Here is a 14,448-nt window from a genome sequence, read left to right on the forward strand (position 1 = left end):
AGGTTTGCGCTTACCACCGTGTTCTAGAAACCGCCGCTAATCGGCGGTTTTTTTACGCCGCTTTTTTGAAAATTGCACGCCTGACTTTCGCTTTCACCGAGCGCCAATGGGTGATCGGGCGGTTCGGTGAACGCGCTCTCAAATGAGCGATAACTTCTTCCGTCAATTCAATTTCACCGCCATGGGCAAGCCAGACGCCTCGAGGCTTTAGTTGTACGATTTTATCGACCGACGCTTTGTAGCGATTAGGGTAGAAGACGGGGAAAGGCGGAATGTAACGTCCTTTGACTGTGACCATTAAGTCGGCCACGTAAACGCGATGTGTCGGTGCATGGTAGAGAGACAAATCGCGATCGGTATGCCCTTGGGTAAAAAGTGCTTTCCACTCAGTAAAGCCGGGCAGTGGCTCTTCATCATTCAACATCACATCTGCTTTCAACTTTCTGTTGTACCAAATGTTTTTTGCTGGTTTGCCTTTCCGTTTGGCCACCCACTTTGCCAAAAGTAAGTCGCTCCAATGCATCAGCACACCATCCAGCCCTTGATACCAATCGCCTGGAACGTTGGCTGTTGCTATCTGACAGCCCGATAACTCTCGAAGTTTTACCGCACCACCTGCGTGGTCGGGGTGCATGTGAGTGACGACGATTAACTTCAGATCATTTAAAGAGCGGTTCAGCTCTTCGGTGATGAACTTGCAAACCTTATCAACGTCAGCCCTGCTGCACCCATCTAAGAGCAAGAGTCCATGATGATGCTCCGCAAGGTAAATGGATTGAATGTAGCCATCTAACTGGTGCAGTTTGATCAGTGTCGACACGTGGGACTCCTCTCTCATCAGACCAGTGAGAGTATACCCATTCGTATCAATTTTTCTGCACATTTGTAGTTGAAGTGTTAAATCAGAACAAAGCGTAAGCACTTGGCGCAAACGGTTTCCGCAACCGATTGCTTTTGGTTTTTTCCCGGATAGAATGGCGCGAAATTTCCTTCAGCCCAATCACTTAACTGATTGAATGCTCTGAGTAACAGCAATCACAGAGAGAAGCATTCCATCAACTGCTCTACCCATTCAGCGTATTGCAGCGAGTGAGTTTAAATAGGTATAACAATGAGCTCTCAGCGCCCATCAGAAAACGTTCGTCCATCGGAACTCGTCTATCGATTGGATGACAGACCACCCTTGCCACAAACACTATTCGCTGCTTTCCAACACCTTTTAGCTATGTTTGTCGCAGTCGTGACGCCCTCTTTAATCATCTGTCAGGCACTTGGGCTTCCTACGAGTGACACCAACACTATCGTGAGCATGTCACTGTTTGCGTCGGGTATTGCCTCGTTTATCCAAATCCGTACTTTTGGCCCATTAGGGTCAGGGTTGTTATCCATTCAAGGCACAAGCTTTAACTTTCTGGGGCCAATTATTGGCGCCGGTTTGGCGATGAAGGCAGGCGGTACGCCAACGGAAACCATGATGGCCGCGATCTTCGGTACCATTATGGTCGCTTCCCTAACAGAAGTTTTTCTTTCCCGCGTGCTGGAACATGCGCAGCGTATTATTACGCCGCTTGTATCCGGTATCGTCGTTACCCTGATTGGCTTGACGCTGATTCAGGTAGGATTAACCTCAATGGGTGGTGGTTATGCCGCGATAGAAAACGGCACCTTCGGTGATTTGAAAAACCTGTTGCTGGCGGGTTCAGTACTGGCTGTGATCGTCTTTTTGAATCGTATCGATAACCCTTATTTGCGTGTATCGTCGATTGTGATCGCAATGACAGTCGGCACAATCATCGCCTATGCCTTGGGTATGGTGAACAGCGCACCAACAGAAGATGTCGCCTTCTTTGCCATCCCAAAACCGATGCAGTACGGCATTTCATTCGACTTTGCGTTGCTAATTCCACTGATCATCGTCTTCTTGGTGACCTCGTTGGAGGCAATTGGTGACATTACAGCAACATCGGAAACATCCGAGCAGCCCGTGTCAGGGCCGATTTACATGAAACGAATTAAAGGCGGTGTATTGGCGGATGGCGTTAACTCGGCATTGGCAGCGGTATTGAATAGTTTCCCTAACTCTACGTTTAGCCAGAACAATGGCATTATCCAGTTAACAGGTGTTGCAAGCCGTTATATCGGTTACTTTGTAGCGGGTATGCTGGTGATTTTGGGCCTGTTACCGGGAGTAGCAACGCTGGTACAACTCATTCCAGAACCTGTCCTCGGCGGCGCAACCATTGTGATGTTCGGCACCATTGCGGCCTCGGGTATCCGTATCATTTCCCGATGTGAGCTTAACCGTCGCGCGATTCTCATCATGGCGCTTTCATTCTCAATGGGATTAGGTATCGCTCAGAAGCCAGAAATCCTTCAGTTTATGCCTGAGTGGATTAAAAACATTCTCTCGTCGGGCATGGCGGCAGGTGGTTTGACAGCGATTATCCTGAATTTGGTGTTGCCACCGGACAGCGAGCCTAAGGAAAGTTAACGCACTTTGCTATAAGGGTAGCGGTAGCAATACTTAACGCCGCTATCCTTCTCTAATCTCTAATCTCTAATCTCTAATCTCTGACCTCAGATCGTTTTCTTGTTTTTTCTGGCTTGTCTCTATACTGAGAAAGTGGAGGTGCAGTTATGTCGAATCGTTCTGAATCACTTGACCTGAAAGGTGCAGACATGGAGTCGCAGATAGAAGGTACGCAGGGAAGTGAAAAGGAAAGTCACGCCGGCCATACTACCGACAATCCAGAGCAAGAAGTCATGACATGCCAATATCAGGATCCTGATGGCGAGGCTCATTGCTGTCATGAGCCCGCAGGAGAATCGGGTTTTTGTTTCTGGCACGATGAAAATGCGCCGAAAGACCAGCCGGATGTGAAACAGAGGCTAGAAGAGTTCGCCAAGCAGGGTGGGCAGCTTAGAGGTATTGTGTGTAAACGTGCCAACCTCGTGGATGTGAATTTGGTCAAGCATGGTCCGGGTGGCGGTTATGACCTCAGCTACGCGAACTTTTATCGCTCGAATATGACTAACGCTCACCTGTTCAACGCCAAATTTGATAACGGCAGTTTGATGAAAGCAGACTTGCATGACGCTAATATTCACTGTGCCAGCTTTCTAAAGTGCAACTTGCTTGGTGTGAAACTCACTGACACCAAGATTGATAACATCAAGATTGGTGACACCTTACAGCAAGAAGTGGAAGGGCGGGTCGCAGAGAAAAAAGGCGATATGGAAAAAGCGCTCGATCTCTATGAGCAGTCTGAAGAAATTTACCGGGATTTGCGCAAAGCTTCAGAAGCTCAGGGGATCTTTACCATGGCGGGACATTTCCTGCAAAAAGAGCTGACGATGCGCCGTTATCAAATGCCGCTTTTTTCCACGCAGCGCGCCATGTCGAAAACTGTCGATCTGTTTTGTGGCTACGGGGAAAGCCCCATCCGGGTCGTGTTTTTCTCGCTCGCGCTAATTTTACTGTGTGCCATGATTTACTTCTTTACGGGAATCCAGTTCTCCGGAGAATATGTCGGCTTTCAGCAGTCTCAAACATTTGAAGGCAATCTGATAGCGTTTTTTGACTGTCTTTATTACAGCGTGGTGACCTTTACGACACTCGGCTATGGCGACTTTATACCGATTGGAATGTCGCGGTTGGTCGCTGCATCAGAAGCATTCACTGGAAGCTTTACGATCGCCTTGTTCGTTGTGGTTTTTGTGAAGAAAATGACCCGTTAGACTCCAAAAGACCAATTGATCTTTAAAAGCAGCAAAGGGTAGCCCCGGCGCTGCTTTTTCGTTACTCTCGAGGTACGAAAAATTAAGGATTTATTTTGTTCAGATGGAGCAGTTGACGTTACAACCCATTTCTAAAATTAACGGTGAAGTGAATCTTCCCGGTTCTAAAAGTGTTTCTAACCGTGCGCTTTTACTTGCCGCGCTGGCTAAAGGCACAACCCGCCTGACCAACCTGCTGGATAGTGATGATATTCGCCACATGCTCAATGCACTGAGCAAGCTGGGGGTGACTTATCGTCTTTCAGCCGATAAAACCGAATGTGAAGTTGAAGGTCTGGGCGGTGCATTTAAAACGTCTGAACCCCTCGAACTATTTCTAGGTAATGCAGGTACTGCGATGCGCCCGCTGGCGGCGGCGCTTTGTCTTGGCGAAGGTGAATATGTACTGACGGGCGAGCCGCGCATGAAGGAACGTCCTATCGGACACCTGATTGATGCGATGCGCACTGTTGGTGCAGACGTGACTTATCTGGAAAATGAAAACTATCCACCATTGAAAATCATCAGTCAGGATATCCAGGGTGGTGATGTAGAAATTGATGGGACGATTTCAAGCCAATTCCTAACAGCGCTTTTAATGACGGCTCCGCTTTTCAGTGGCGATACCAATATTCGTATCAAAGGCGATCTGGTTTCCAAGCCTTACATCGACATTACTCTGCACATAATGGCGCAGTTTGGTGTTGAGGTCGCAAATAGCGATTACCAGACTTTCCATGTGAAGGGTAACCAATCTTATACCGCGCCGGGTGATTTCCTGGTCGAGGGCGATGCTTCATCTGCTTCCTACTTCTTGGCTGCTGCGGCAATCAAAGGCGGTGAAGTTAAAGTTACGGGAATTGGTAAAAAGAGTGTTCAAGGTGATGTGAAGTTTGCTGATGCGCTAGCTGCCATGGGTGCTGACATTGAGTGGGGTGATGACTACGTGATTGCCCGCCGCGGTGAGTTGAAAGCAGTGGATTTGGATTTTAACCATATTCCGGATGCAGCGATGACGATTGCCACTGCAGCGCTGTTTGCGGAAGGGACGACCTCAATCCGCAACGTATATAACTGGCGCGTTAAAGAAACGGATCGCTTGTCTGCGATGGCGACTGAACTGCGAAAAGTCGGTGCAGAAGTGGAAGAAGGGGAAGATTATATCACCATCACCCCAACACCAAACCTGCAGCATGCCGCGATTGACACTTACGATGATCACCGTATGGCAATGTGTTTCTCTCTGGTGGCATTGAGTGATACGCCAGTGACCATTAATGATCCGAAATGTACCTCTAAAACCTTCCCTGACTACTTCGACAAGTTGGCATCATTGTCGGAAAGTTAAAGAAACAGGTTGGAATGAACAGACAACAGGTCAGCGATTCGCTGGCCTGTTTTTTTTGCCCAGACTTCCCTATAATACGCCACCGATTCTATGGAGTAACTCGCAGTGAGCTGATGAGTATTTATCAACTAAGTTGCTCTGTTTTAAAACGATCTGGAGAATTCTATGTCTACCCACGCCCCCGTAATTACTGTTGATGGCCCAAGCGGTGCCGGAAAAGGTACCCTTTGCATGCTGTTAGCGGAGAAGCTGGGCTGGCATTTGCTCGATTCAGGCGCAATTTATCGCGTACTTGCGCTGGCTGCGATTCATCATGGCGTTAACCCAGATTCGGAAGATGCTTTGGTTCCTTTGGCTGCCCATTTAGACGTACAGTTCAAGGCGGAAGGTGAGTTGGTAAAAGTGATCCTCGAAGGTGAGGACGTGTCCAGCGAACTGCGCAAAGAAGAAACGGGCATGGCGGCATCTAAAGTGGCGGCTTTACCGCGCGTTCGCGAAGCTTTGCTCCGTCGTCAACGTGCATTTGCCGAAGCCCCCGGATTGGTGGCTGATGGTCGTGATATGGGCACGGTTGTTTTCCCGAAAGCGGAAGTGAAAATCTTCTTGGACGCAAGCGCTGAAGAGCGCGCCCAGCGCCGCATGAATCAGTTGCAACTAAAGGGGTTAGATGTTAACTTTGACCGCCTTTTGAGCGAAATTCAGGAACGTGATGACCGTGACCGCAACCGAGCAGTCGCACCATTGCGTCCCGCGGACGATGCTTTAGTTTTGGATTCCACCTCTCTCAACATTGAGCAGGTGCTAGAGCAAGCATTGTCCTATATTGAAAGTAAACTTACCGTTGCTTCTTAAAAGCAGCGGCTTTAACCGTTGGTCGCAAGGATGATGACTGACATTACTATCAACCCCATGTGGTAGGACACCCGTGGTAGTTTAAATATTGAAGATTAAATTAATGACTGAATCTTTTGCTTCACTCTTTGAAGAATCTCTTAAAGAGCTAGAAACCCGCCCAGGTGCGATCGTTAAAGGTACTGTAGTTGCTATCGAGAACGGTTACGTTCTGGTTGACGCAGGCCTGAAATCTGAATCTTCTATCCCAGCTGAGCAATTCAAAAACGCTGCTGGCGAGCTGGAAATCGAAGTTGGTGCTGAAGTAGACGTAGCACTGGACGCGATTGAAGATGGTTTCGGTGAGACTCAACTGTCTCGCGAAAAAGCGAAGCGCCACGAAGCTTGGATCCAACTGGAGAAAGCTTACGAAGAAGCTGAAACTGTTATCGGTGTTATCAACGGTAAAGTTAAAGGCGGTTTCACTGTTGAGCTGAACGGCATCCGTGCGTTCCTGCCAGGTTCACTGGTTGACGTACGTCCAGTACGTGACACTGCTCACCTTGAAGGCAAAGAGCTGGAGTTCAAAGTTATCAAGCTGGACCAGAAGCGCAACAACGTTGTTGTTTCTCGTCGCGCAGTTATCGAATCTGAAAACAGCGTTGAGCGTGATGAACTGCTGGCTTCTCTGCAAGAAGGCATGGAAGTTAAAGGTATCGTTAAGAACCTGACCGACTACGGTGCATTCGTAGATCTGGGCGGTGTTGACGGCCTGCTGCACATCACTGACATGGCTTGGAAACGCGTTAAGCACCCATCAGAAATCGTTAACGTAGGTGACGAGATTCTGGTTAAAGTTCTGAAGTTCGACCGTGACCGCACTCGCGTATCACTGGGTCTGAAGCAACTGGGTGAAGATCCATGGGTAGCAATCGCTAACCGTTACCCAGAAGGTCACAAACTGACTGGTCGTGTAACCAACCTGACTGACTACGGCTGCTTCGTTGAAATCGAAGAAGGCGTTGAAGGTCTGGTACACGTTTCTGAAATGGACTGGACTAACAAGAACATTCACCCATCTAAAGTTGTTAACGTGGGTGACGAAGTTGAAGTTATGGTCCTGGACATCGACGAAGAGCGTCGTCGCATCAGCCTGGGTCTGAAGCAATGTAAAGCTAACCCATGGCAGTCGTTTGCAGAAATGCAAAACAAAGGCGATCGCGTAACTGGTAAGATCAAGTCAATCACTGACTTCGGTATCTTCATCGGTCTGGACGGCGGTATCGACGGTCTGGTTCACCTGTCTGACATTTCTTGGAATGTTGCTGGTGAAGAAGCAGTTCGCGACTTCAAGAAAGGCGACGAAATCTCTGCAGTTGTTCTGCAAGTAGATGCTGAGCGTGAGCGTATCTCTCTGGGCATCAAGCAGATGGAAGAAGACCCATTCAACAACTACCTTGCTGACAACAAGAAAGGTGCGATTGTTAAGGGTAAAGTAACTGCAGTTGACGCTAAAGGCGCAACCGTTGAGCTGATCGAAGGCGTTGAAGGTTACCTGCGTGCTTCTGAAGCATCACGTGACCGCGTTGAAGATGCAACTCTGGTTCTGGCTGTTGGCGACGAAGTTGAAGCGAAGTTCACCGGTGTTGACCGTAAGAACCGCGTAATCAACCTGTCTGTTCGCGCGAAAGACGAAGCTGAAGAGCAAGAAGCAATGGCAACTCTGAACAAAGCTGATGAAGCTTCGTTCGGTAATGCAATGGCTGACGCGTTCAAAGCTGCGAAAAGCGAATAATTAATGTGAAGTGAGGGGGAAAAATTCCCCCTCTACAGTTATACTGTTGAGAAACATACTAAAAGCGGGGTGATCATGACCAAGTCTGAGTTGATCGAAAGACTATGTAGTCAACAAACCCATCTTTCTGCCAAACAGGTAGAAGATGCCATCAAGGAAATCCTTGAACACATGGCCACTACACTCGAGGAAGGTGACCGAATCGAGATTCGTGGTTTTGGTAGTTTCTCTTTGCATTATCGCGCTCCTCGCGTTGGACGCAATCCAAAAACGGGTGACAAAGTTGAGCTCGACGGCAAGTACGTCCCTCACTTCAAACCGGGCAAGGAGCTTCGCGACCGAGTCAACATTAGCTGATTCGATTCCGAATAAAAAAACGGCATGCTATTCGTATGCCGTTTTTTTTATGTCTATTGCAATGGTCTGACAAGCCAAATTGCTGCATAATCACATATATACCCAAACAACTTGAAGATACGCGCATTCAGAGGTCATCAATGCGTTCAATTCAAGGCAAATTTGGCGAGGAATAGTGATTCTATTTCCGCCGAATTTAACGAAGAAGTGAGCGCATTGATGGCCTCCCTTCGGGCGAGTTGACTGACGTCGTGCTCTTTGTTGTTCCTTTTTGATGGAGGTGCCTACACCTACAAAGGAACGCCGCGATCACAACGCCAGTCAATCTCGCTGAATCCTGTATCTTCAGGTTATTTGGGTATATACCCAAGCCCCTTCTCCTGCAGTGTAAGAAAGGTGAGGTGGTTTAGGTATAAGATTCTGGTAAGTGTTTGATGCAACATGTTGAGCATCTTGAACCGGAGAGAATAATGAGGGAGTGACTGTGAAGATTATTGGTATCGTATTACTCGTCCTGTGTTTTCTTATCACACTCGCCCTTGGTGCACAGAATCAGGAAGTTGTGAACTTCAATTATCTGGTGGCACAGGGAGAGTTTCGATTATCTCTACTTTTGGGCGTAGTCTTTGGCACTGGTTTTGCGCTTGGCTGGTTGATCTGCGGCATGCTTTACCTAAAAGCACGTATGTCTGCAGCCATGCTGAAAAAGCAGGTAAACAAGCAGCGCCAGGAATTGGACAAACTGCGTACGGACCCTGTTAAGGAATAAGCGTAAATGCTAGAGCTGCTGTTTCTGTTGCTGCCAATTGCTGCCGGTTACGGTTGGTATATGGGCAATAGGAATGCTCGTCATCGTCGACAGGATCAGTCGCATCATCTATCAAGACAGTATGTCGCAGGTCTTAACCTACTTTTGTCAGACCAATCTGACAAAGCGGTGGACCTTTTTATAGAACTGCTCCAAGTCGATAACGAGACGATAGACACCCACCTTGCTCTCGGTAACCTTTTCCGCTCCCGCGGAGAGGTAGACCGTGCTATTCGCATTCACCAAAATCTGATTGCCCGTCCCAACCTCACGCTTGACCAGCGCAATCTTGCTCTTCAACAGCTTGCCAAAGATTACATGGTCGCGGGCTTTTTCGACCGCGCAGAAAAAATATTTCATCAGTTAGTCGATGAGCCAGACTACAAAGAGTTTGCGTTGCAGCAGCTTCTCGCTATTTACCAGCAAACCCGCGAATGGGAAAAGGCGATCGATATTGCCAGCAAGCTGGTTAAAGGCGGTAAGAGTAAACTCAAGCGCGATATCTCCCACTTTTACTGCGAGTTGGCAATGCAGTCGATGGGTGATAATGATGAGAAAGGAGCCCGTCAGCTTCTAAAGAAGGCTATGGCTACGGACAAAGCCTGTGTGCGAGCTTCGCTGATGCTGGCTCGCCTCGATATTGGCAATGAAGATTATAAAGATGCAGCCAAAGTGCTCGAGCAAGTGCTTGAGCAAGACCCAGACTTTGTCAGTGAAGCGTTGCCTTTACTAGAAAAATGCTACAGCGAAATGGGCAAAGAAATGTCCTTGGTTCGCTTCTTGAAAAGCTGCATTGAAAAAAATACCGGTGCTTCGGCAGAGCTGATGATGTCAGACATTATCACTGACCATGAAAATGCTGCCATGGCACAAAGCTTCCTCACCCGTCAGTTGACGAAAAATCCCACGATGAAAGGCTTCCACAAGCTGATGCAGTTGCATGTTGAACAAGCAGAGGAAGGCCGTGGAAAAACCAGCCTGAATACGCTGAAACATCTGGTTGAGGAGCAACTTAAAGTGAAGCCACACTATCGTTGTCGAAAGTGTGGCTTTTCGACCCACTCGCTTTACTGGCATTGTCCGTCCTGTAAGGGGTGGGGGTCGATAAAACCGATACGAGGCCTAGACGGAGAATAATTTGGAATGCAGGACCCTAAAGTAATTGTTGCATTGGATTACCCAAACATTGATCAGGCACTGGCGTTTGTTGACCGCATTGAGCCAGGTAGCTGCCACCTGAAAGTGGGTAAGGAAATGTTTACCCTGTATGGCCCTGACTACGTTCGTAAACTTCATGAGCGTGGACATACTGTCTTTCTGGACCTTAAGTTCCATGATATTCCAAACACCTGCGCGCGTGCAGTTGCCGCAGCGGCAGAACTCGGTGTTTGGATGGTGAATGTTCACGCCAGTGGTGGTGAGCGAATGATGGTGGCGGCGCGTGAAGCGCTTGAACCATACGGTAAAGATAAGCCAATGCTGATTGGTGTGACAGTCCTAACCAGCATGGAACAAAGCGACTTGGCGGGTATCGGCATTAGCCGTGAACCTCAGGATCACGTGATGTCACTGGCGACGTTGACTCGTAACAGCGGTTTGGACGGTGTGGTTTGCTCAGCGCATGAGTCTGCGATGCTAAAGAATACCCTTGGTCAAGAGTTCAAACTGGTCACGCCAGGCATTCGTCCTGTGGGCAGCGATGCTGGCGATCAACGCCGCATCATGACACCCGTTGAAGCCGTGACTGCAGGTTCTGATTATCTGGTGATTGGTCGCCCAATTACGCAGGCGGCAGACCCAATGGCTGTGCTGACGGAAATCAATGCCTCTTTGGCGTAGAACCTGCCGTTTAAGAACCGTAAGTAAAAAGCCCTGCAATGCAGGGCTTTATTGTTTCAGGCGGTATTGTAGCGGGAGTGCCTGTCGAGCGTGGGCGCAGTGAAATGGCTTTCAATCAGCCTTTGCGTTAAGGCATGCTCAGGTGCAGTAAATACCTGTTGTGTGGTCCCCGCTTCTACCACTTCTCCGTTTTGCATCACCATCACTTTATCAGCCATATGTTTTACCACGCCCATGTGCTGAGACACGTAAACATAGGAAAGCCCCATCAACTCCTGCAACTCCAGAAGGAGGTTGAGGATCTGCGAACGCATAGACATATCCAATCCGTTCAAAGCCTCATCAGCTACAATCACACATGGCTGAAGAATGAGTGCCCTGGCTAGCGATACACGTTGCTTTTGGCCGGTCGCCAGCATTTGGGGATAGAAATAAGCATGTTCTGGGAGCAAACCCACCTGACGTAGCGTATCGACAACACGTCTTTCACGTTCTTGTGGTGTCATGTTGGTGTTTCGCTTAAGCGGTGCTTCCAGGATTTGGCCTATCTGGTTTCTGGGATTCAATGAAGTATTGGGGTCCTGGAAAATCATTCGGATAAGCTTGCAGCGGGTTTTGTAATCATTCGCCTGCAGAACTTCGCCATTCACGCGAACTTCGCCACCTGATGGCGACACCACACCGGCAAGCATTTTGGCCAGTGTAGACTTGCCTGAACCGTTCTCGCCGATAAATGCCAGAGTTTCACCTGCTTCAAGAGAAAAAGACACCGGTTTTACCGCCTCTATCACCCGCTTGGTGAATAGACCTGTGCGGTATTGATAGTTTTTACACAAGCCATCGACTTCAAGCAGTGCGGTCATGCTTTTTGACTTCCATATTGAGTGGGAAATGACAGGCAAATTTGTGATTTTTCACTTTACGCGTCCGAGGGACCTCAACACATTTGCGTTGGGCGTAAGGACACCGAGGACCTAAACGACAGCCAATTGGCAAATGCTGCAAAGGCGGGATCGAGCCCGGTAAGGCCTCCAGTTTGCTCTTATGCGGAATATCCAGACTGAAGTCTGGCATCGCACGAAGCAGCGCGTCGGTATAGGGGTGATGAGGAGCCTGCAGGATTTGTTTTCGCCCTGCGGATTCTACGGATTGCCCGCAGTACATTACCGTAATGCGGTCAGCCCACTGGGTAACCGTTGTCAGGTCATGGCTGATCAGCAAAATCGTCGTATTCGCTAACTGGTTGGTACGACTGAGCAGACGAAAGATTTGCGCCTGTGTGATCGGATCCAGATCGTTGGTTGGTTCGTCTGCGATGAGAAGGCGAGGGCGGTTGGCAATCGCCATTGCAATCATCACCTTCTGACATTCACCATCGGTTAGCTCATACGGATAACTTTTCATGATGCGCTTGTGGTCTTTGATCCCCACTTTGTGCAGCAGCGCGATGGACTGTTGTTTGCGCCATGAAAGCCTTTGCCACCAACTTCCACTGAACGAGCCTGAAGGTATCGCTTCTTCCAACTGATAACCCACTTGCTCCGAAGGATCGAGGCAGGTTGATGGTTCCTGGAAAATCATAGCGATATCTTTGCCGACCACATGGCGCCGCTCTCTGGCTGGCAGAGCAAGCAGATCGATATCGCCAAGACGCAAACGGTCCGCGGTCACACGCCAGTTATCTTTGGTGACGCCACAGATGGCTTTAGCTACCAGACTCTTACCTGATCCGGATTCGCCCACCAAACCGCGGATTTCACCTTCACTGATGGTCAGGCTCATGCGGTCTACTGCTTTCACCAAGCCTTGAGGTGTTTCGATTTCTATCGTCAGGTGTCGAATATCTAACAACGGCATTACTCTGTCCCCGCGTTAATCGCCTGCGTGATGCCATCACCGACGAGGTTGACGACAAGTACACTTATCATGATAGCCAGTCCTGGCAGGGTCACTGTCCATGGTGCAGTGAACACCAGTTCGATTGAATCACCCAGCATCGCGCCCCACTCTGGAGACGGTGCCTGCGCACCAAGTCCCAGAAAACCAAGCGCGGCAATATCCAAAATCGCAACCGATATAGCACGGGTTAACTCCGTACTGAGCGTCACCAGAATGTTCGGTAATACAGAGTGGTAGAGCAGATAGAAACTGTTCGCACCATCCAGACGGGCTGCAAGGATATATTCCTTCTCCATTTCCGCATGCACAGCGGTATACACAGCACGTATAAAGCGCGGGATCAGTGCCAGCCACACAGCCAGTAAAATGCTCATCTCTCCGGGGCCTTGGAAAGCGACCACGATAATTGCCAGAAGTAGCGAAGGAATGGTGAGCACGGTATCCAGAAGGTGATTAAGGAAACTGGATTTCAGGCCAGAGGTCATCCCTGCAAGAATACCAATAAGCACGCCCAAGATACTTGCGGCCAGAGCGACAAGAATGGCATATCCAAAGGTCAGGCGAGAACCTTCAATCAGGCGGGAAAGCATGTCCCTTGTCAGGTCGTCGGTACCAAGGAAGTAGTCAACGGTACCTTTGGTATCCCAGGAGGGTGGCATGAGCAGCTCACCGGTTTGAAATTGTGCGCTGTAAGGGGCAATCCAAGGCGCAAGTATGGTCACCAGAACCAGAATACACAGACACCAGAAGCCGAACACTGCAAGTGTATTTTCCCTAAATGCTTTCCATGAGCGCTCAAGTTGCGTTGGGATGCGCTCTTCTAAATAAACACTATTTGAGGGCATACCATTCCTTCCTTGCCAGCGGGCTGATCGCTGCACCGGTCAGATCAGAGAAAATGTTCGCAATCAGTACCACACTGCCGACTGCAAGTACTCCGGCCTGCACTGCGACATAGTCCTGGAAGCTCAGTGCATCCAATAGCCAGGTACCAATGCCCGGCCAGTTGAAGACAGACTCGGTAATGATGGCAAAGGTCATCATGGTAGAAATCTGGATGCCGAACTTAGGAATGATGGGTGGCAAAGCGTTTTTCAGTACATGGCGCATGACGATTTCTGATTTAGACAACCCTTTGGTTGCGGCCGCTTTGATGTAGTTTTGGCTCATGACTTCCGCGACTGAATCGCGCAACAGCTTGATGATTTCAGTCGTCGGCGCTACCGCCAGCACCAGTGTAGGCATGATCAGGTGGCGGATAATATCTTCCAGTGCCTGACTGCGTTGGGGGTGGTTAGACAGCAGCACGTCAACGAAGGCAAAACCTGTTACGGTCGGGATCTCAAACAGCAGGTTGTAACGGCCAGAAACAGGCAACCAACCCAAGTACAGAGAGAACACCATGATCATCAGAATAGCCATCCAGAAGATTGGCATCGAGAATGTCACCAGCGTGAGCGATGAAATCACCATGTCTGCAGAAGAACCGCGACGAATTCCAGCCAAGGTACCAAATGGAATACCCAGAACCAACGCGAGGATGAAAGCAAAAAAGCACAGTTCTAAAGTGGCAGGAAATACACGTGATAAGGATTCTGTAACGGGCTGACCATTGGCTGCAATACCAAGATTGCCTTGCATGAGTTCGCGTAGGTAGTGGACCCAACCCGCCCAGAATTCGTATTGATTAAACACCGAAAGCGGATCGAGCTTCACGATGTTGTAGCCGATCATCGTCAGGATCAGCAGGGTAATAATGAAAAGATTGAGCCGGCGAATAGCATAGATCAACAT

At 49.0% G+C, this 14,448-nt stretch carries 14 protein-coding genes; 9 read left to right on the forward strand and 5 right to left on the reverse strand.

Going from position 1 to position 14,448, the window contains the following annotated elements:
- Nucleotides 1–52: 52 nt before the first annotated feature.
- Nucleotides 53–808, reverse strand: coding sequence for an MBL fold metallo-hydrolase (locus G5S52_RS08935; RefSeq protein ID WP_165013109.1), 756 nt, complete (start codon nt 806–808; stop codon nt 53–55).
- 303 nt (nt 809–1,111) lie between these two features.
- On the opposite strand from G5S52_RS08935, the gene G5S52_RS08940 reads away from it, so the two are divergent.
- The 9 genes from G5S52_RS08940 (at nt 1,112) to pyrF (ending at nt 10,755) form a co-directional block, all read left to right on the forward strand.
- Entirely contained in the window at nt 1,112–2,491 is a 1,380-nt protein-coding gene (locus tag G5S52_RS08940) for a uracil-xanthine permease family protein (RefSeq protein WP_165012892.1), read from the forward strand.
- Nucleotides 2,492–2,637: 146 nt separating this feature from the next.
- On the forward strand, nt 2,638–3,738 hold the full coding sequence (locus tag G5S52_RS08945) for an ion channel (protein WP_165012894.1): 1,101 nt from the start codon (nt 2,638–2,640) through the stop codon (nt 3,736–3,738).
- 103 nt (nt 3,739–3,841) lie between these two features.
- Entirely contained in the window at nt 3,842–5,125 is a 1,284-nt protein-coding gene (gene aroA, locus G5S52_RS08950; RefSeq protein WP_165012896.1) for a 3-phosphoshikimate 1-carboxyvinyltransferase, read from the forward strand.
- A gap of 165 nt (nt 5,126–5,290) precedes the next feature.
- Nucleotides 5,291–5,977: a (d)CMP kinase gene (cmk, locus tag G5S52_RS08955; protein ID WP_002539241.1), complete on the forward strand. Its 687-nt coding sequence runs from the start codon at nt 5,291–5,293 to the stop codon at nt 5,975–5,977.
- A 103-nt stretch (nt 5,978–6,080) separates the two neighbouring features.
- Nucleotides 6,081–7,751 (forward strand): 30S ribosomal protein S1, encoded by a 1,671-nt coding sequence (gene rpsA / locus G5S52_RS08960; RefSeq protein ID WP_002539243.1) that lies wholly within the window; start codon nt 6,081–6,083, stop codon nt 7,749–7,751.
- A 75-nt stretch (nt 7,752–7,826) separates the two neighbouring features.
- On the forward strand, nt 7,827–8,108 hold the full coding sequence (ihfB, locus tag G5S52_RS08965; RefSeq protein ID WP_002539244.1) for an integration host factor subunit beta: 282 nt from the start codon (nt 7,827–7,829) through the stop codon (nt 8,106–8,108).
- A gap of 484 nt (nt 8,109–8,592) precedes the next feature.
- A complete protein-coding gene (locus G5S52_RS08970) occupies nt 8,593–8,877 on the forward strand; it encodes a LapA family protein (RefSeq protein ID WP_002539246.1) in 285 nt (94 codons plus the stop codon).
- 6 nt (nt 8,878–8,883) lie between these two features.
- Nucleotides 8,884–10,053: a lipopolysaccharide assembly protein LapB gene (gene lapB, locus G5S52_RS08975; RefSeq protein ID WP_165012898.1), complete on the forward strand. Its 1,170-nt coding sequence runs from the start codon at nt 8,884–8,886 to the stop codon at nt 10,051–10,053.
- A 6-nt stretch (nt 10,054–10,059) separates the two neighbouring features.
- Nucleotides 10,060–10,755: an orotidine-5'-phosphate decarboxylase gene (gene pyrF / locus G5S52_RS08980; protein WP_165012900.1), complete on the forward strand. Its 696-nt coding sequence runs from the start codon at nt 10,060–10,062 to the stop codon at nt 10,753–10,755.
- Nucleotides 10,756–10,811: 56 nt separating this feature from the next.
- Here the strand turns inward: pyrF and G5S52_RS08985 are convergent, their stop codons facing one another.
- From G5S52_RS08985 to G5S52_RS09000, 4 genes are read right to left on the reverse strand one after another with little or no spacing between them, the layout of a single operon-like run.
- Nucleotides 10,812–11,618 (reverse strand): peptide ABC transporter ATP-binding protein, encoded by an 807-nt coding sequence (locus G5S52_RS08985; protein WP_165012902.1) that lies wholly within the window; start codon nt 11,616–11,618, stop codon nt 10,812–10,814.
- The gene (locus G5S52_RS08990; RefSeq protein WP_002539252.1) at nt 11,602–12,612 is read right to left on the reverse strand and encodes a peptide ABC transporter ATP-binding protein; all 1,011 of its coding nucleotides are present in this window, start codon (nt 12,610–12,612) and stop codon (nt 11,602–11,604) included. The genes G5S52_RS08985 and G5S52_RS08990 overlap by 17 nt, the downstream gene beginning before the upstream one ends.
- Nucleotides 12,612–13,499 carry a putrescine export ABC transporter permease SapC gene (gene sapC / locus G5S52_RS08995; protein WP_165012904.1) on the reverse strand — a complete coding sequence of 296 codons (888 nt, stop codon included), beginning with the start codon at nt 13,497–13,499 and terminating at the stop codon, nt 12,612–12,614. Before sapC ends, G5S52_RS08990 begins: the two co-directional genes overlap by 1 nt.
- Nucleotides 13,486–14,448: an ABC transporter permease gene (locus tag G5S52_RS09000; RefSeq protein WP_165012906.1), complete on the reverse strand. Its 963-nt coding sequence runs from the start codon at nt 14,446–14,448 to the stop codon at nt 13,486–13,488. Before G5S52_RS09000 ends, sapC begins: the two co-directional genes overlap by 14 nt.

Origin of the sequence: Grimontia sedimenti, from assembly GCF_011045095.1 — a bacterium.
Lineage (GTDB): Bacteria > Pseudomonadota > Gammaproteobacteria > Enterobacterales > Vibrionaceae > Enterovibrio > Enterovibrio sedimenti.